This window comes from Streptomyces sp. NPDC096311 (genome assembly GCF_044763085.1).
GTDB lineage: Bacteria > Actinomycetota > Actinomycetes > Streptomycetales > Streptomycetaceae > Streptomyces.
Map to the genome: position 1 here is coordinate 391,751 of NZ_JBIWFN010000009.1, position 17,603 is coordinate 409,353.

At 70.7% G+C, this 17,603-nt stretch carries 18 protein-coding genes; 7 read left to right on the top strand and 11 right to left on the bottom strand.

Going from position 1 to position 17,603, the window contains the following annotated elements; translation table 11 throughout:
* The first annotated feature begins 163 nt into the window (after positions 1 to 163).
* The 3 genes from ACIRA5_RS24830 to ACIRA5_RS24840 all read left to right on the top strand — a co-directional run bounded on the left by ACIRA5_RS24830 (position 164) and on the right by ACIRA5_RS24840 (position 1,790).
* The gene (locus tag ACIRA5_RS24830; RefSeq protein WP_403693804.1) at positions 164 to 721 is read left to right on the top strand and encodes a glycoside hydrolase family 25 protein; all 558 of its coding nucleotides are present in this window, start codon (positions 164 to 166) and stop codon (positions 719 to 721) included.
* Between the two features lie 110 nt (positions 722 to 831).
* Positions 832 to 1,185: a hypothetical protein gene (locus ACIRA5_RS24835; protein ID WP_403693806.1), complete on the top strand. Its 354-nt coding sequence runs from the start codon at positions 832 to 834 to the stop codon at positions 1,183 to 1,185.
* A 59-nt stretch (positions 1,186 to 1,244) separates the two neighbouring features.
* Positions 1,245 to 1,790 (top strand): MOSC domain-containing protein, encoded by a 546-nt coding sequence (locus ACIRA5_RS24840; protein WP_403693808.1) that lies wholly within the window; start codon positions 1,245 to 1,247, stop codon positions 1,788 to 1,790.
* Between the two features lie 2 nt (positions 1,791 to 1,792).
* On the opposite strand, the gene ACIRA5_RS24845 is transcribed toward ACIRA5_RS24840, so the two are convergent.
* Positions 1,793 to 2,464, bottom strand: a complete 672-nt coding sequence (locus ACIRA5_RS24845; protein WP_403693877.1) for an NADPH-dependent F420 reductase — start codon at positions 2,462 to 2,464, stop codon at positions 1,793 to 1,795.
* A 60-nt stretch (positions 2,465 to 2,524) separates the two neighbouring features.
* The gene (locus ACIRA5_RS24850) at positions 2,525 to 3,241 is read right to left on the bottom strand and encodes a FadR/GntR family transcriptional regulator (protein ID WP_403693810.1); all 717 of its coding nucleotides are present in this window, start codon (positions 3,239 to 3,241) and stop codon (positions 2,525 to 2,527) included.
* 225 nt (positions 3,242 to 3,466) lie between these two features.
* Here ACIRA5_RS24850 and leuA point away from each other — a divergent pair, with 225 nt between their 5' ends.
* Positions 3,467 to 5,233, top strand: coding sequence for a 2-isopropylmalate synthase (gene leuA / locus ACIRA5_RS24855; RefSeq protein WP_403693812.1), 1,767 nt, complete (start codon positions 3,467 to 3,469; stop codon positions 5,231 to 5,233).
* The gene (locus ACIRA5_RS24860; protein WP_403693814.1) at positions 5,230 to 6,018 is read left to right on the top strand and encodes an ABC transporter ATP-binding protein; all 789 of its coding nucleotides are present in this window, start codon (positions 5,230 to 5,232) and stop codon (positions 6,016 to 6,018) included. Before leuA ends, ACIRA5_RS24860 begins: the two co-directional genes overlap by 4 nt.
* A gap of 66 nt (positions 6,019 to 6,084) precedes the next feature.
* On the opposite strand, the gene ACIRA5_RS24865 is transcribed toward ACIRA5_RS24860, so the two are convergent.
* Together ACIRA5_RS24865 and ACIRA5_RS24870 are read right to left on the bottom strand one after the other, a co-directional pair.
* Complete coding sequence (locus ACIRA5_RS24865) at positions 6,085 to 6,297, bottom strand: EF-hand domain-containing protein (RefSeq protein ID WP_095852504.1); 213 nt, start codon at positions 6,295 to 6,297, stop codon at positions 6,085 to 6,087.
* 48 nt (positions 6,298 to 6,345) lie between these two features.
* Positions 6,346 to 7,260 carry a MerR family transcriptional regulator gene (locus ACIRA5_RS24870; protein ID WP_403693816.1) on the bottom strand — a complete coding sequence of 305 codons (915 nt, stop codon included), beginning with the start codon at positions 7,258 to 7,260 and terminating at the stop codon, positions 6,346 to 6,348.
* Positions 7,261 to 7,309: 49 nt separating this feature from the next.
* On the opposite strand from ACIRA5_RS24870, the gene ACIRA5_RS24875 reads away from it, so the two are divergent.
* Complete coding sequence (locus ACIRA5_RS24875) at positions 7,310 to 7,942, top strand: GNAT family N-acetyltransferase (RefSeq protein ID WP_403693818.1); 633 nt, start codon at positions 7,310 to 7,312, stop codon at positions 7,940 to 7,942.
* A 3-nt stretch (positions 7,943 to 7,945) separates the two neighbouring features.
* Here ACIRA5_RS24875 and ACIRA5_RS24880 read toward each other — a convergent pair whose 3' ends face one another.
* The 7 genes from ACIRA5_RS24880 to ACIRA5_RS24910 form a co-directional block, all read right to left on the bottom strand.
* On the bottom strand, positions 7,946 to 8,554 hold the full coding sequence (locus ACIRA5_RS24880; RefSeq protein WP_403693820.1) for an ADP-ribosyltransferase: 609 nt from the start codon (positions 8,552 to 8,554) through the stop codon (positions 7,946 to 7,948).
* Positions 8,555 to 8,644: 90 nt separating this feature from the next.
* Complete coding sequence (locus ACIRA5_RS24885; protein WP_403693822.1) at positions 8,645 to 9,835, bottom strand: hypothetical protein; 1,191 nt, start codon at positions 9,833 to 9,835, stop codon at positions 8,645 to 8,647.
* Positions 9,835 to 10,593 (bottom strand): polysaccharide deacetylase family protein, encoded by a 759-nt coding sequence (locus ACIRA5_RS24890; protein WP_403693824.1) that lies wholly within the window; start codon positions 10,591 to 10,593, stop codon positions 9,835 to 9,837. Before ACIRA5_RS24890 ends, ACIRA5_RS24885 begins: the two co-directional genes overlap by 1 nt.
* A gap of 251 nt (positions 10,594 to 10,844) precedes the next feature.
* Positions 10,845 to 11,348 (bottom strand): ATP-binding protein, encoded by a 504-nt coding sequence (locus ACIRA5_RS24895; RefSeq protein ID WP_054234655.1) that lies wholly within the window; start codon positions 11,346 to 11,348, stop codon positions 10,845 to 10,847.
* Positions 11,349 to 11,612: 264 nt separating this feature from the next.
* A complete protein-coding gene (locus ACIRA5_RS24900) occupies positions 11,613 to 12,380 on the bottom strand; it encodes an enoyl-CoA hydratase/isomerase family protein (RefSeq protein WP_403693826.1) in 768 nt (255 codons plus the stop codon).
* A gap of 91 nt (positions 12,381 to 12,471) precedes the next feature.
* The gene (locus ACIRA5_RS24905) at positions 12,472 to 13,731 is read right to left on the bottom strand and encodes an Ig-like domain-containing protein (protein WP_403693828.1); all 1,260 of its coding nucleotides are present in this window, start codon (positions 13,729 to 13,731) and stop codon (positions 12,472 to 12,474) included.
* Positions 13,732 to 13,934: 203 nt separating this feature from the next.
* Positions 13,935 to 15,152 carry an Ig-like domain-containing protein gene (locus ACIRA5_RS24910; RefSeq protein WP_403693830.1) on the bottom strand — a complete coding sequence of 406 codons (1,218 nt, stop codon included), beginning with the start codon at positions 15,150 to 15,152 and terminating at the stop codon, positions 13,935 to 13,937.
* A gap of 151 nt (positions 15,153 to 15,303) precedes the next feature.
* Between ACIRA5_RS24910 and glgX the strand changes: the two genes are divergently transcribed.
* Complete coding sequence (gene glgX / locus ACIRA5_RS24915) at positions 15,304 to 17,571, top strand: glycogen debranching protein GlgX (RefSeq protein ID WP_403693832.1); 2,268 nt, start codon at positions 15,304 to 15,306, stop codon at positions 17,569 to 17,571.
* Positions 17,572 to 17,603 lie beyond the last annotated feature (32 nt).

A 17,603-nucleotide genomic window follows, 5' to 3' on the forward strand; every position in this document is an offset into this window, starting at 1 on the left:
GGGCTCCACCCTCGCCACGAGGCGGTAGCGGAGGTTCCGTGTCCGGGCCGTTGTTCGAGGGTGTGGTGGGGGAAGTGGGGGCATTTGACAAGTAGTCGGTCCCCGCACGTATCAGGCAGGACGGTACGTGTTCATCCCCCCCCCACGCACGGAGGAGTCGCCCATGCTGCGCGGCATCGACGTAAGCGCCTACCAGTCGTCCGCTTTCTCCACCGAGGGTCTCTCCTTCGTCTTCGTCAAGGCGACGGAGGGCCATACGTACGTCAATCCGAAACTCACGGCCCAGGTGAAGACGGCCCGGGACGCCGGGTGCGTGGTCGGGTTCTACCACTTCCTGTGGCCCGGCAACATCACCGTCCAGGCGGAGTACTTCGTCGGCAAGGCCCCCGAGAAGGCCGGCGACCTGCTCGCCGTCGACTGGGAGACCACCGGTGACGGCACGCACGCGAGCAACGGCGAGAAGGACCGTTTCATCCGGATGGTGAAGCAGCTTCGGCCGCACCACCGGGTCCTCCTCTACACCAACCGCAACTACTGGCTCACCGTCGACACCACCTCGTACGCCGGAGACGGGCTGTGGATCGCCGACTACGTGACCGCGGGCAAGCCCCGTATCGAGGCCTCGTGGCGATTCCACCAGTTCACCGACGAGCCCCTGGACAGGGATGTCGCCAACTTCGGCAGCAAGGCCGCGCTGAAGGAGTGGGCGACGGGGGGCTGACGGGCCGTCCGCCGCGCCCTGTGGAACGGACGGAAACCTCGTGGCCGCCGGGCTCGTGACGCCGGTATCGTCCGGGCTCCCCCGTACCTCCCCCTTCGAAAGCGGTGCGCATGTCCAGCCAGCCGGCGACCACGACCCTGTGGCGCCCCACCGGTCCCGAGGAGCTGGACCTGGTCCGGCAGTCGGGGTGGCGCGCCTGGCCGCCCCGGCTGCCCGAGCAGCCGATCTTCTATCCGGTGCTCAACGAGGACTACGCGATCAGGATCGCGCGGGACTGGAACGTGAAGCACAGCGGTGCCGGCTACGTCACCCGCTTCGAGGTCGACTCGGAGTTCCTGAGCCGGTACCCCGTCCAGCAGGTCGGCGGGCGGACCATCCTCGAGTTGTGGGTGCCGGCCGAGGAACTCGACGAGTTCAACGCCCACATCGTCGGAGAGATCCGGCTGACCCATGAGTTCTCCTGACGCGTACGCTCTGACCTGCGGCTCGGTGGGAGCTGTCGGAGAGAGGGGAGCTCTCGCGGATGGGCGGGGCGGTCACGGCGGTCAGCAGCAACGGGACGTATTCCTTCACCAAGCCGAACCGGGAGAGCATCACGCTGCTCGCCGGGCTCGGGGTGGAGGGTGACGTGCACGCGGGAACCACCGTGAAGCACCGGTTCCGGATGGCGAAGGACCCGTCGCAGGTGAACCTGCGGCAGGTGCACCTGATGCACGAGGAGCTGTTCGACGAGCTGCGCGAGAACGGCTTCGCCGTCGCGCCCGGGGAGCTCGGGGAGAACGTCACCACCCGGGGTGTCGATCTGCTGGGGCTGCCGGTGGGCACGCTGCTGCGTCTCGGGGACGAGGCCGTCGTGGAGATCACCGGTCTGCGCAATCCCTGCGCGCAGATCGACGACTTCCAGAAGGGGCTGCTCAAGCAGGTCGTCGGGAGGGACGAGGACGGCGGCGGCGTCGTCTACAAGTCCGGGGTCATGAGCGTCGTACGGGAAGGCGGTGCGGTGCGGCCCGGGGACCCCGTCGAGGTCGAGTTGCCGGTCGGGCCGCACCTTCCGCTGCGGATCGTCTGACGTTACGCGCGGAAGTCCGCGGGGCGCTCCCGCGGCGCCTCCGCCAGCGCCTTGGTCACCTCGTCGACGCCCTTCTGGAGGCCGTAGACCGGGGTGCCGGGCTGCTGGCGCCAGGAGTCGTCGAGCCCGCCCGTGTCGACCGTGTCGAAGCCGAGTTCGTCGATGAGCTCACGTACGACCCGCTTGGCGGCCTCGTCGTCACCGGCCACCGGGAGCGCCAGTCGGTCGGGGGCGCCGGCCGGGCGGTGCCGGTCCAGGATGTCCTGGGCGTACGTGCCGTTGAACGCCTTGACGACGGTGTGGCCGATCTCCCGGGCCGTCCAGCCGCTCTCGGTCAGGCCCTCGTCCTCGATCGCGGCGATCCTGCCGTCGCGCTGCTGGGGGTAGTAGTTGCCGGTGTCGATGACGGCGACGCCCTCGGCGGCCTGGTCCACAAGCCCGTGCGGCAGGTTCGGGACCGCCTTCAGGGGAACCGTGACGACGACGACCTCGGCGTCGCGCGCCGCGTCCTCGACCTTGACTGCGGTCGCCCCGGTCTCCTCCGCGAGTGCGGTGAGGGTCCCCGGACCGCGGGAGTTCGCGACCGAGACGTCGTGTCCGAGGGCGGTGAGCCGTCGGGTGAGGTTGCCGCCGATGTTGCCCGCTCCGATGATGCCGATCTTCATGATGGACAGGCCCTTCCGGGGTTGACGCCACTGGACTGACGGTGATCGTCAACCGTGGTGCACGCGCGCCTATTCCGGGACGTACGGCGTCCGGGTGCCGGGCCGCCGCAACAGGGCGAGCGTCTCCTCCAGCTCCTCCCGGAGCACCGTCCCCGCCGTGTCCGCGTCCCCGTCCGCGACGGCCCGTACCAGCGCCGCGTGGGCGTCGTCGCCCGTGTCGGGGTCGTGCTCCCGCATCCCCACCAGGTCCAGCATCTCGATCAGGCCCTCCCGCAGGGCGGGCACGAACTCCCTGAAGAGGTCGGTGAGTACGGGGTTGCGGGCGGCGGCGACCACGGCCGCGTGCAGCGCGATGTCGGCGTCGACGAAGGCCGCGTCGTCCCCGGCGGACGCGGCGCGGCGGCCGGCCAGCGCGGCGTCCAGGGCGGTGACGTCCTCCAGTGTGCGGCGAGCGGCGGCGAGGCGGGCCGCCTGCACCTCCACCAGGATCCGCACCTCGTAGACGTCCGTCACCGCGGCGCGGCGCAGCCGGGTGGGCCAGTCCTCGACGGGCTGGGCCGCGATGACGAAGACGCCGGAGCCCTGCCGGGGCCGCACCAGCCCCGCCCCGGCGAGTGCGCGCAGCGCCTCGCGGACGGTGGAGCGGCCCACGCCGAGTTCGGCGGCGAGCGTGGTCTCGCCCGGCAGCCTCGTGCCCACGGCCCAGCTGCCGTCGGCGATCCGCGCGCGCAGGCGTTCGGCGACCTGCTCGACCAGGGGGCTGGGGCGGACGGGGCCCGGTTGCATCGGCGTTCCCACCAACTTGTCCAAGGGGTGACTTGCCTGAAGGGTGACTTGTCTGAGGAGTGAGAGGAATTCACTTGTCTGAGGAGTTGAACCGTGGCTAGCCTACCGGCATGACGCTTCGCGGTCTCCTTCTCCTCGGCTGCCGCGGCGGGGCCTGACGCGACCGGCACCCCGCCGCGGGTCGCCGTGCTGCCGGTCCTCGTCCGACCGAGCCGAAGGCCAGAGATGACCACCACGTCGTACGACACTCCCCGCTGGAATCCGCAACGCCCCGGCCCCATGCCGCACCACCGCTACCGCCCCTTCCACGAACGGGTCGACGTCCCCGCCGAGGACCGGAGTTGGCCCTCCGCCCGCATCGAGCGCGCACCCCTGTGGGTGCCGGTCGACCTGCGCGACGGCAACCAGGCGCTCGCCGAGCCGATGGACACCGCCCGCAAGCGCCGCTTCTTCGACCTGCTGACCCGGGTCGGCTTCAAGGAGATCGAGGTCGGCTATCCCTCCGCGAGCCGGACGGACTTCGACTTCGTACGCCACCTCGTCCACCTCGTGCGGACCGGCGCCGTCCCGGACGACGTCACACCGGTGGTCTTCACTCCGGCCCGACGGGATCTGATCGACCGCACGTTCGACTCGATCGAGGGGCTGCCTCGCGCGGTCGTCCACCTGTACATCCCGACCTCGCCGGTGTGGCGGGAGGTGGTGCTCGGGCGGGACCGGGGCCAGGTGTGGGAGACGGTACGGGACGCGGCGGCGCACATGGTCCGGCGGGCGGACGCGATGCCGTCCACGCCGTCGATGCCGTCTCCGTACATCCGTTTCCAGTTCGCGCCCGAGACCTTCAACCTCACCGAGCCGGACTACGTCCTCGAACTCTGCGACGGGCTCACCGAGTTGTGGGACGCGAGCCCCGACCGCCCGGTCACGCACAACCTGCCCGCGACGGTCGAGATCGCGACCCCGAACGTCTACGCGGACCAGATCGAGTACATGCACCGGCACCTGGCGCGCCGCGACTCGGTGATCCTTTCCGTGCACCCGCACAACGACCGCGGTACGGGGGTGGCGTGCGCAGAGCTCGCGGTGCTGGCGGGAGCGCAGCGCGTGGAGGGGTGCCTGTTCGGCAACGGGGAGCGGACCGGGAACGTCGACCTGGTGACCCTCGCCCTCAACCTGTACGCCCAGGGGGTGGACCCCATGGTCGACTTCTCCGACCTCGACGGGGTGCGGGAGACGGTCGAGCACTGCAACCGGCTGCCGGTGCATCCGCGCCACCCGTACGGCGGTGACCTCGTCCACACGGCGTTCTCGGGCACCCATCAGGACGCGATCAGCAAGGGCCTGGCCCACCACGCCCTGACAGCGGCGGAGCTGGGGGTACCGGCCGGGCGGGCGCCGTGGGCCGTCCCGTACCTGCCCATCGACCCGGCCGACGTGGGGCGTACGTACGAGGCCGTCATCCGCGTCAACTCCCAGTCGGGCAAGGGCGGAGTGGCGTATCTGCTGAAGACCCACCACGGGGTGGACCTGCCCGAGCGCATGCGTCCGGACTTCTCCCGCGTGGTCCAGAAGGCGACGGACGCGAGCGGTCGCGAGGCGACGCCGAAGGAGTTGTACGAGCTGTTCCGCGCGACGTATCTGCTCCCCGAGGTCGATGTGCTCCTGCACGCCTGGTCCACCCACCGGGAGGCGTCGGGCGCCCACCGTTTCGTCTGCACCCTTCAGGTCGGCGACCGGTCCGGTGACTACGAGGGCACCGGCAACGGCCCGCTCTCCGCCTTCACGGACGCCCTCACCGGCGCCGGTCTCCGCATCGACATCCTCGACTTCCACGAACACGCGACCACCACCGGCCCCGACAGCGCGGCGGTCGCCTACGCGCAGTGCCGCGTCGACGGGATCACCCGTTGGGGTGCGGGCCGCGACACCTCCGTCCTCACGGCCTCGGTCCAGGCCGTGCTGTCGGCCGTCAACGGGGCGAGGGCGCTGTGACGGAGGTACTGCGCGCCCACGAGGTGCACGTCGTCCGCGACGGCGTCCCGATCCTCCAGGAGGTGTCGCTGAGCGTCCGCGCCGGGGAGCACTGGGCCCTGCTCGGCGCCAACGGGGCCGGCAAGACGACGCTGCTCGGCCTGCTCGGCGCGCTCACCCACCCCACCCACGGCACCGTGGAGGTGCTCGGCAGACGGCTGGGCACCGTCGACCTGCGGGAGCTGCGCTCGTACGTCGGCCACGTCAACCCCCGCCATCCGCTGCGCTCCCCGCTGCGTGTGCACGATGTGGTGCTGACCGGCCTCACGAACTCGGTCGAGCGTCCGCCCCGCTGGGAGCCGACGCCGGAACAGGAACGCCGTGCCGACCGGCTCATCCGGACCCTGGGGCTCGCGGGCCGCCGCGAGGCCCGCTGGCCGACGCTCTCCCAGGGGGAACGCGGTCGCGCCCTGATCGCCCGGGCCCTGATGCCCGACCCCCGGCTGCTGCTCCTCGACGAACCGGCGACGGGGCTCGACCTGCCGGGCCGCGAGCACCTGCTCGACGCGCTGGACACCCTCCGTCACGCACACCCGCTCCTGGCGACGGTCCTGGTGACCCACCACCTGGAGGAGCTGCCGCCGGGCACCACGCACGCGCTGCTCCTGCGGGAGGGCCGCGAACTCGCCCGGGGACCGGTCGAGGCCGTCCTGACCGGCGACCAGGTCGGCAAGTGCTTCGACCTGCCGCTGACCCTGGAGCGGCGGGACGGACGCTGGAGCGTACGCATCCGAAGGCCGGCATGACGAAGGGGCGCCCGCCGGATGGTCGGCGGGCGCCCCTGTGCCCGGGTCACCTGGTCAGGGCCCGGATCACTTGTTCAGGTGGGTCCAGAACTCGTCGAACGAGAGGACCTTGTCCCCGTTGAGGTCGCGGGTGGCGATGATGGCCTCCGCCACCGAGTCGGTGACGTTCCAGTCGCCGCCCTGGGCGAGGGCGCTCTTGAACTCGGCCGCGGTGATGAAACCGTCACCGTCCGTATCGATCCGCTCGAACTGCTTGCGTGCTTCCTCGATGTCCGCCACCGATCCGCCCCTTCGTAGTGCATGACAGCTGTGTTGACGGAGGTCAGATTAACGGTCCGCGCCGGCCCTCAGTGCGGCGACCACCCAGCCGAACTCCGCACGGTGCCCGGACGGGGTCCCCGCGCCCTTCACCGTGGACAGCAACTCCCGGTAGCGGGCGAGCCGGTCGTTGGACGCCGACTCCATGCGTGCGAGTACGGCGGCCGGGTCGCCGTCCCCCAGCACCTCCCGCAGGAGCGCCGCCGCCTCCGGCGACTCGGGGGCGATTCCCCGGGCGCGGGCCTCGGTCCCCACCTGGAGCATGCGCATGGGGAACCACACGGATCGCCCGGCGGCCGCGGCGTGGTCCTGATCGGCCGCGTTGAACTCGACCACCTCGCGCATCTGCGCCCGGAACTCCGGATCCTGGACCATCTCCGCCAGCTCCACCCAGGCGTCCACCTGCTCGGGTGTCGGCTCCTGAGGCAGGTCCACCGCGGTGGAGCGCATCCGCTCCTGGATGGCCGGGTCCACGGAGTCGAGCCCGTGGAACAGCTCCTCCACGAACTCCTCCATGATCCGTTTGCGTTCGGCGGCCGACAGCCGCGCCAGTTTGTTCATGAGCGTCATCTCCTCCGCGGTCGAACCGCGTCGCGCCACGGACGACAGCACCGCCCTCGTCACCTTCAGCGAACTGATCTGCGCGTCCAGCGCCGTCACATGGGCGGCGGCCACCTCCGCGACCGTCGTCTCACCGGCCAGCACCTGGCGTACGGCGTCCAGACCGAGGCCCAGTTCGCGCAGGGTGCGGATCAGTTCGAGGCGGGCCACGGACGCGGCGTCGTACAGCCGGTAGCCGCCCGAGGAGCGGGCCACCGGGGGCAGGGCGCCCTCGTCCGACCAGTAGCGGATGGTGCGCACGGTCAGTCCGGTGGCCCGGGCCAGCTCGCCGATGGTGAGAAGTCCGGTGCCGTCGTCGATCATGTCTGCGAGTCTGGGCCTTCCAGTGGGTGGAGACTCAAGGAGCGCGGTGGTGGAGACTCTTCGGGACATTCTCGACGCGGCCGCACGGGGCGTCTTCCCACCGCCGGACGGTCGCACGACCGTCGTGGCGCAGGCGTCCCACCGGGACGCGGGTGTGCTCGCCTTCACCGCGCACGCGGTGGTCTTCACGGACGAGGATCCGCGGTGGGTGCACGACACGCTGGCCGCCGTGCCGTGCGACGCCCTCGCCGCGCCGATGAACGCGCGGTTCCTGGCGGCCTTCGTCGAGCGGACGGGGCGTACGTCCGAGACGATCGACGCGATGCTCGTGGGCTCTCCCCTGCCGGGCGAGCCGACGCTCCCGCTGCGGGAGATCACGGACGGCGAGCATCCGCGGATCGCGTACGCCCGCAGGCGCCGTGCCGACGTGCGCGCGTGGACGACGGAGGGCGGTGTGCTGGTGCTGGGGCGAGGGATCGCGGGGCGGCTGGAGGTCTCCGTCGAGGTGGACGAAGGAGCACGGCAGCGAGGGCTGGGCCGGGCCCTGGTGACGGCGGCTCGGCAGCTCGCCCCGGAGCCGCTGTGGGCCCAGGTCGCGCCGGGGAACGCCCGCAGCATGCGGGCGTTCCAGGCCGCCGGCTACCGTCCCGTGGGCTCGGAGGCGCTGCTCATCGCCGGGTAGGCGTCAGTGCCAGGGCTCGTAGTACGGGTTGCTCTCGCAGTCGCTCATGATCTCGGTCTTGGTCTTCTTGTCGACCGGGCAGACGCCGATGATGTACTGGCGCGCGATACCGCCGGGGAAGGCGACCTCGACCTGGTCGGCCCACTTGTGGGTGTCACCGATGGTCTTGTTGACGTCTACGCCGCCGGGCGCGTCGATGTAGTAGTTGAAGCCCGACTTGTACCAGGTCTTGTACAGGTCGTGGTCGTACGTCGTCGACACGTACGGCGAGGGCTGGTTGACCAGGACGTACTGCTCGATGTCGTACTGCCCGTCGATGACGTCCTTGGGGTGGAAGCCCTGCTCGAAGACGGTGGCGGGGCCCCGGCTGTCGCTGCGGTACAGCGTGCCGCAGGTCTTGCGCCAGACCGGCTCGGGGGTGATGCGGTCGACCTGCACGCGGTGGTCGACGGCGGCCTTGACCGGGTCGTCGAACTGGGGACACGTGGGCGCGACGGCTTTGGCGAGCGGGGCGGCGGGGGTTGCGGGGAGCGTCGCGGCGGAGGTCGCGAAGACGGCCGAGAGGGAGACGACGACGACGGCGGCCCGTCGCCGCAGGCGAGTTGTGATCATGGGGAGCACGATCTCGGTTCTGCGGCGGCGGGCCGGGGATCTTCACCCGTACGGCGGCGTGTCACCGCCTTCGGGTCGACCGGGCGTGGATCAGCGGAAGATGCCGGTGTGGCCGAGCGAGTAGCGGCCCGGCTGCGGGTAGACGGCCAGGCCGTGCGGGCCGCTGCCGACCGGGATGCGGGCCAGCTGGGCGCCGGTGTGGGTGTCGATGGCGTACACCTCGGAGTTGTAGCGACCCGACAGCCACAGGACCTTGCCGTCGGCGGAGACGCCGCCCATGTCGGGGCTGCCGCCGTGCGGCAGGCGCCACTTCTTGGTCAGCCTGTTCTGGGTGAAGTCGAAGACGGAGATGGTGCCCTCGCCCCGGTTGGAGATGTACATCTCGCGCGAGTCACGGCTGACGTACAGCCCGTGGCAGCCCTTGCCGGTCGGGAGGAAGGACGGCCTCGTGAACTTGTCGCCGTCGACGACCCACACGCCGTTGGCCACCATGTCGGCGATGTAGAACCGCTTGCCGTCGGGGGAGATCTTGACGTCCTGCGGCATGGCGCCGCGGAAGGGCAGCTTCTCCTGGGCGACCACCTTCATCCGCGCGGTGTCGACCTTCAGCAGCTCGCCGCTGAACTCGCAGGAGACGATGAAGTAGCGGCCGTCGGGGGAGAAGTCGGCGTGGTTGACGCCGTAGCAGTTGACCGGCTCGGTCCGCACGCGCTTCATGGTGTGCGCGTCGCGGAAGACCAGCTCGCGGTCGAGGGAGGCCATGACGATCGCGTACTTGCCGTCGGGCGTGAAGTACAGGTTGTACGGGTCGTGCACGTCGACGGTCTTGCCCGCCTTGCCGGTCCTCGGGTCGATGGGGGTGAGGGTGTTGCCCCGGTCGTTGTTGACCCAGAGCGTCTTCATGTCCCAGGAGGGGACGACGTGCTGGGGCTGGGCGCCGACCCGGATCGTCTCGATGACCTCGTACGTCTTCGGGTCGATCACGGAGACCGTGTTGGAGTTGGTGTTGGGGACGTACACGCGGGACGGGAAGTCCTTGACGACCGGCGAGAGCTTGTTCGGCCGGTCGGCGGCGTAGACGTCTTTCGGGTCGAGCACGGGCGGCATGCCGGGCAGGCCGTCGGGCTGCTTCGGCTGGGCCGGTTTGACGGCGGCCTGGGTGCCGACGGCCTCGTGGCCGGTGTTCTTGGACTCGCCGTCGCAGCCCGGAAGTGCGGCGAGTGCGGCGAGTACCGCGCCCGCGAGCAGGGCGCGCTTCGTGAGGTTCCGGTTGCGGTGCATCAGCTCAGCAGCTCCGTGGTGGTGACCGCGCGCAGACCGCGGCGGCCGAGTTCTTCCAGGACGGCGGGGAGCGCGGCGACCGTGTCCGCGTACCCGAAGTGCAGGCTCACCACGGATCCGTCGCGGACCCCGCCGATGACCTGGCGGGTGACGGCGGGGGCGCCCGGCGAGGTGTAGTCGAGCGAGTCGACGTCGTAGGAGAGGACGTGCGGGTAGCCCACGCGGCGGGCCACGCCCGCCACGAGGGCGGAGGCGGTCGGGGTCCGGGAGGGCCTGAACCAGGTGCCGATGGACCCGGTCAGCCGCCGCAGCCGATCCGCGCAGCCCCGGATCTCGGCCTCCGCGTCCGCCTCGGACATCGTGTTGATGGCGAGGTGGCGCAGGGTGTGGTTGCCGAGGTCGTGGCCGCCGTCGAGGATGCGGCGGGCGATGTCGGGGTGCTCATCGAGCCAACTGCCCACCGCGAGCACGGTGACCCGGGCGCCGGCTTTCTCCGCCTCGCCGAGCAGTGCCCTGGCGACGGCCGGGTCGCCCTGGCCGTGGAAGGTGAGGGCGACCCGCGGACGGTCGCGGGGGCCGTGGGTGATCTCGGCGGGCTGCTGCGGGAAGCGGCGGGGCGCGGGCGCGGCGGCGGGCTTGGCGGAGAGGTTCGCGGAGGGGTTCGCGGAGGGAGAGACGGCCGTGCGGGACACGGCGGCCGGGTGGGCGACGACGCCGGTCGTGGAGCACCCCGCGGCGAGTGTCCCGGCGGCGAGCACGACACCCGACCGCAGCGCCGCACGCCGATCCGGAACCGTACGAGGATCCGGCGCCGCACGCGCGACGCTTCCGTCGGGGCTGCCGTCGGAGCTTCCCTGGGGGCTTCCGGCGGAGCTTCCGTCGGGGGACGGCTGAGGGGGACGAGCGGGCGTGATCACCCGCACCATTTAAGGGTGTAATGGTAAGAAAACGTGCGATTGGTCCGATTGATGAAGGTGCGGGTCGCGACGCGGGCCCTGGGGGTGAGCGGTCAGCGGTCGGCGACGCGCATCTCGAACCAGGTGGTCTTGCCGCGGGGCAGGAGGTCGACTCCCCAGCGGTCGGAGAGCTTGTCGACGAGAAAGAGACCGCGACCACTCAGGTCCATCTCCTGGACCGGCATCAGACAGGGAAGACCGCGGGAGGGGTCACGGACCTCGACGCGGATCCAGCCCCGGCGGCGCCGCATCCGAAGTCCGAAGACGCGGGCGCCCGTGTGCCGTACGGCATTGCCGACGAGTTCGGACACCAGTAACACGGCGTCCTCGGTCATCTTCGGGGAGAGCCCCCAGTGCCGCAGGACGATGACCTGGGTGAGCCGCCGCGCGGTGGCGGCGGACTCGGGGCGGGACGGCAGCGGGACCTCGCCCTCCGTCGGATTGCCGAACAACTCGAGCGCCTTGAGCGCCCGCTCGTCCTCGACCGCAGGCGACCAGCGCGCCGCGGTCGCACTCCCGTGCCGCCGCGGCTGTTCGATACCCTCCAGCCCCGCCATGCCCCCCATCATGGCCGCACAGAGCCCGCTTCGGGGCCGTTCCGGAGGAATACGCCCCCCGGAACCGCCCATTCCACAACATCCTGTCGGCATATGCCCCCGGCAGTTCAGGGCTCCTCAGGACCCAACTGACCTGCCAGAATGCCCCAGTTGGCGGCAATCGCCAGTCGCCCCCGACAAGGCAGACTTAAGGTTGCCTTAAGGCTGACATAAACCAGCCCTTCGGGGGACACCGGACAAGACATCGCGTCAACTGCAAGGGGATCAGAGGAACTTCGCCTTCCCCGGCCCCTCCTCCACGAAGCTGCGCATGCCGCGCTCGCGGTCCTCGGTCGCGAACAGCCCCGCGAACCAGTTCCGTTCAATCGCGAGCCCCGTCTCGAGATCGGTCTCCAGACCGGCGTCGATGGACTCCTTCGCGGCGCGCAGCGCGAGCGCGGGACCCTGCGCCAGCTTCGCGGCCCACGCGTGCGCCTGGGCGTACACCTCGTCGGCCGGGACGACCCGGTCCACGAGACCGAGCGACAGCGCCTCGTCGGCCTTCACCATCCGCCCCGTGAAGATGAGGTCCTTCGCCTTGGAGGGGCCGATCAGACGGGACAGGCGCTGGGTGCCGCCGGCGCCGGGGATCAGGCCCAGCAGGATCTCCGGCTGGCCGAGCTTGGCGTTGTCCGCGGCGATACGGAAGTCCGCGCAGAGCGCCAACTCGCAGCCACCGCCCAGCGCGTACCCGGTGACGGCGGCGACGACCGGCTTGGGGATACGGGCCACGGCGCTGAAGGAGTCCTGGAGGCCACGGGAGCGCACGACCATCGCCGCGTGGTCCATGGCCTGCATCTCCTTGATGTCCGCGCCCGCCGCGAACACCTTCTCGCCGCCGTAGACGACCACGGCGCGCACGTCCTCGCGGCGGGTGGCCTCCTCGGCGAGCTCCTTGAGCCGGTCCTGTGTGGCGACGTCCAGCGCGTTCATGGGCGGGCGGTCCAGGCGGAGGGTGCCGACGCCTTCGGCCACTTCGAGATGCACAGTCATGAGGGCAGGTTAACGAAGACTAACGACAACGGGCCCAGTGTGGTCGGTCACAGAAGTGACCTGGCACAGCGGGCCCGTCGAGGCGAAACGGTCAGGCGGTCCAGGCCGACCAGGACATGTTCCAGCCGTTGAGGCCGTTGTCCGGGGCGACCGTCTTGTCGTGGGAGTTCTTCACGATCACCACGTCACCGGTGATGGAGTGGTCGAAGAACCAGGCGGCGGGGGCACTGCGGTCGCCGCCGCCGCGCACGTCGCGCAGGCCCACGCAGCCGTGGCTGGCGTTGTAGTTGCCGAAGGCGTCGCCGCCCCAGTAGTTGCCGTGGATGAAGGTGCCGGAGTCGGTCAGGCGCTGGGCGTCGGGCACGTCCTTGATGTCGTACTCGCCGCCGTAGCCGACCGTCTCACCGTTCATACGGGTCACCCGGAGCTGCTCGCTGATGACCATCTGGCCGTTCCAGGTGTCGTAGCCCGGCTTGCCCGTGGTGATCGGGATGGTCTTGATGACCTTGCCGTCGCGCTTGACGACCATCTTGTGGGTCTTGGCGTCGACCGTGGAGACCTGGCTGCGGCCGATCGTGAAGGACACGGTCTTGGCCTGCTTGCCGTAGACCCCGGCCCGGCCCTCGACGCCGTCGAGGTTGAGGGTGACGGTGACCTTTGTGCCGGCCTTCCAGTACTGCTCGGGGCGGAAGTCGAGGCGGTCGTTGCCGAACCAGTGGCCCTGGACGTCGACGGCCGGCTCGGTCTTGATCTTGATGGCCTTCTCGACGGCGTCCGGGTGCGTGATGCCCCGGGTGAAGCGGACCGAGAAGGGCATGCCCACGCCGACCTTGGAACCGTCCTCGGGCGTGAACATACCGACGAAGGTGTTCTTCGGGGTCAGCGTGGTGAAGGCGGACTCCTCGGCGGCCTCACGGCCGTCGGCGTCCTTGGCCACCGCGTGGACCTTGTACTTGGTGGCGGAGGCGAGGTGGGTCGAGGGCGTCCAGGTGGCACCCCCGCCGGATATCGCGCCGTCGACCGCGTTGCCCTTGCCGTCCTTGACCGTGACCTCGGTCAGCTTGCCCTTGGCCGCGCTGACCTTGAGGGCCCCGCTGGTGGCCACGCCGTTCGTGCCGTCCTTCGGGGCGATGGTCACCACGGCCTGCGAGACCTTGGTGTCGGCCTTGGTGGAGCTGCCCGTGCTCTTGCCCTTGCCGTTCCCGGACCCGGCGTCCGAGTCCCCTCCCCCGCCGCACGCGGTCAGGGCGAGCAGCAGCACGCCCAGCAGCAGCGCCAGGATCCCCTTGCTCCCCCGGCTCCCCCGTGCCCGCGTTCCAACCGACGCCCCCGATATCGGTCGCCCGTTCAAGTCTGTTCTCCCCTCGCACGGCCTGATCAGGCCCGCACCCCAGCGCGTCGCCGCGCGTATCGCGCTAATTAATCACACGGCCCTGAGAGATGGCTCCCCGGGTTTGTCACCGTTCAGTCCCAAGTTCGACCGTGTGGGGGCGCGCTGGAGTCCCCTGCCCTACGACACGTGCTTCCCCCCTTTGACCGGGCTGCTTCGCCGGGCTACTTCACCGCGCCGCCCGCCTTCCACTGCTTCCAGTCCATGTTCCAGCCTCCGAGGCCGTTGTCGGGAGCGACTTCCTTGTCGTCGCTGTTGACGACCTCGATGACGTCGCCGATGAGAGTGCGGTCGAAGAACCAGCCCGCGGGTGTGTCGGAGCTGCCGCCCTTCACGTCCTGGAGACCGACGCAGCCGTGGCTGACGTTGCTGTTGCCGAAGACGCCCGAGGCCCAGTAGTTGCCGTGCACGAAGGTCCCGGAATCGGTGATGCGCATCGCGTGCGGGACGTCCGGGATGTCGTACTCGCCGCCGAAGCCGACCGTGCGGCTGTTCATGCGCGTCACGTCCAGCATCTCCATGACGACCATCTTCCCGTTGTACGTCGTCCTCTTGGGAGCGCCCGCCGTGATCGGCACCGTGGCGAGGAGGTCGCCGTCGCGGCGTACCTCCATCGTGTGCGCGGCGGCGTCGACCAGCGAGACCTGACTGCGTCCGATGGTGAACGAGAAGGTCCGGTACTGGAGTCCGTAGACACCCTTCGCCCCCTCGACGTCGCGCAGCCGCAGCCCGACGGTGACCTTCGTGCCCGGCTTCCAGTACTTCTCGGGCCGGAAGTCGAGGCGGCTCTTGCCGAACCAGTGCGGGCGGACCTCGACCGCGGGGCTGGCCTCGATGTGGATCGCGCGCTCGACGGCGGACCGGTTCTCGATCTCCCGGTTGAACGCGAGGGAGACGATCATGCCGGTGCCGACGGTGGAGCGGTTCTCCGGCGTCACGTATCCGATGAACCGCTCCTCGGGGACGTACGTCGTGAACGTCGTGTGCCGCGCCGAGCGCCGCCCGTGCCCGTCGAGAGCCACCACGTCCACGGTGTACTTGGCGGCGAGCGCGAGCCGCGGGTCGTCGGGGGCCCAGTTCAGGCCGTCGGCGGAGATGCGACCGGGCACCGCGGACTCCTGCGCGTCCTGGTCCTTGACGACCTGCACGGACTCAAGACGCCCGTCGGGCACCCGCACCCGCAGCGCCTGTCGCGGGCGTACGCCCTTGCTGTTGTCGTCGGGAGAGATCCGGATGACGTCCTCGGCGGCGGGGGGTTTGCCGAGCACGTCCTCCATCCCGTGCGAGGTGCAGCCGGCGGCTCCGGCGAGCAGGCCGGCCCAGGTCAGTACGGCGGCCAGTGCGGCCCCTGCGTGCCGCGCGCGTGTCTGTTCGTGCTTCACAGCGGGCCCAACGAGTGTGCACCTCTGGGGAAACGTGAGTGCGAGCCAAGCGCTGGGCAGAACAGTGGGGAGGACGACGCGAAGGGGAGCCGCGGCCGGGACGCCGCACGCTCTTCTTCCGGCCGTCCACCGAGCCGCAGGAGGCTGAACGGTGTCGAGCGCAGCCGAGCAGGAGGCAGTGCCGGAGGGGCGGGCCACGGGCGAGAAACTGCCCGCGCAGTCGTCCCCCGTGCTGAACGGCGCCCAGCGGGCGCCGTCGCCCGCCGTGTCCGTGTGGCCGGGCGCCCCGACCCCGCTCGGGGCGCGCTTCCGCGTCGGCCCCGACGGCGCGGCGGGCACCAACTTCGCCCTGTGGGCGGGCGGGGCGGAGGCCGTCGACCTCTGTCTCTTCGACGAGCGGGACGGCGAGGTCCACGAGACGCGCGTGCCGCTCACCGAGCTGACCCACGAGATCTGGCACGGCTTCGTCCCCGGCGTGCTGCCCGGCCGCCGCTACGGCTACCGTGTGCACGGCCGCTGGGACCCGTGGACCGGCGCCCGCTGGAACCCGGCGAAGCTGCTCCTCGACCCGTACGCCCGTGCGGTGGACGGCGACTTCAGTCTGCCGCCCGAGGTGTACGGGCATGTCCGGGACTGGCCCCAGCAGCAGGTCGCGGACACCGTGCGCGACGACCGGGACTCGGCGCCGTACGTCCCCAAGGGCGTCGTCGTCCACGATGACGACGACTGGTCGGACGACCACCGCCCGAAGACCCCGTGGGCGGACTCGGTGATCTACGAGCTGCACGTCCGCGGCTTCACGCGGCTGCACCCCGGGATCCCGGAGGAACTGCGCGGGACCTACGCCGGGCTCGCCCACCCGGCGGCGATCGAGCACCTGGCCGGGCTGGGCGTCACGGCCGTGGAACTCCTGCCCGTCCATCAGTTCGCCCACGAGGACCACCTCCTGCGGCGCGGAATGAAGAACTACTGGGGCTACAACTCGATCGGCTACTTCGCCCCGCACGCGGGCTACGCGTCCTCCGGGACGACGGGACAGCAGGTCGGCGAGTTCAAGCGGATGGTGCGGGCGCTGCACGCGGCCGGTATCGAGGTGATCCTCGACGTGGTCTACAACCACACGGCGGAGGCCGGTGAGCTGGGCCCGATGCTGTCCCTGCGCGGCATAGACAACCGGGGTTACTACCGGCTCCAGTCGGACGCCCGCCGGTACGCCGACTACACGGGCTGCGGCAACACGCTGCACGTGGTGCAGCCGCACGTCCTGCGCCTGATCACGGACTCGCTGCGGTACTGGGTGACGGAGATGGGGGTGGACGGCTTCCGCTTCGACCTGGCGGCGGCGCTGGCCCGCTCGATGCACGACGTCGACATGCTCTCCCCCTTCCTCGCGGTCATCGCCCAGGACCCGGTCCTGCGTCGGGTGAAGCTGATCGCCGAACCGTGGGACGTCGGTTCCGGCGGCTACCAGGTGGGCGCCTTCCCACCCCTGTGGACGGAGTGGAACGACCGCTATCGCAACGCGGTCCGGGACTTCTGGCGGGGCGCGCTGCCGGACGTACGGGACCTGGGGTACCGCCTCTCGGGGTCGAGCGACCTGTACGCGTGGGGCGGGCGGCGCCCCTATGCCTCGGTGAACTTCGTGACCGCCCACGACGGCTTCACGCTGCGCGACCTCGTCTCCTACGAGCGCAAGCACAACGAGGCCAACGGGGAGGGGAACCGGGACGGCACGAACGACAACCGGGCCTGGAACTGCGGGGCGGAGGGAGAGACGGACGAGGAGCGGGTACAGGGGTTGCGGCGGCGCCAGTTGCGGAACCTGCTGACGACGTTGTTGCTGTCCACCGGGGTGCCGATGCTCGTCGCGGGGGACGAGTTCGGGCGCACCCAGCGCGGCAACAACAACGCGTACTGCCAGGACAACGAGATCAGCTGGGTCGACTGGGGCCTGCTGGAGGAACCGGGCTGGCGGGCGCTGTACGACCTGACGTCCCGGCTGATCTCCCTCCGGCACCAGCACCCCGTGCTGCGGCGCCGGGCGTTCTTCTCCGGGCGGGCCCATTCGGTGGACGGGTTGCGGGACCTGGCGTGGTTCACTCCGCGCGGGGCGGAGATGACGGAACGGGACTGGTACGCGCCGGCCGCGACCCTGGGGATGTACCTCTCCGGCCGGGACATCCCCGGACGCGATGCCCGCGGAGCGCCGGTCGTGGACGACAGCTTCCTCGCGGTGCTGCACGCCGGGGACCGTCCGGTGAGCTTCGTCCTGCCGGGGCCTCCGTGGGCCTCGCGCTACGAACTCGTGGTCGACACCTCGACGGAGGATCAGGCGCGGGCGCCGGGCGTGATCCATCGCGCGGGCGGCACGGTCACCGTGCCCGCGCGGGCGGTGCTGTTGCTACGCGTGGTGGGCTGAGACACCTGTCCTCGTCCTCGAACGCCGGACGG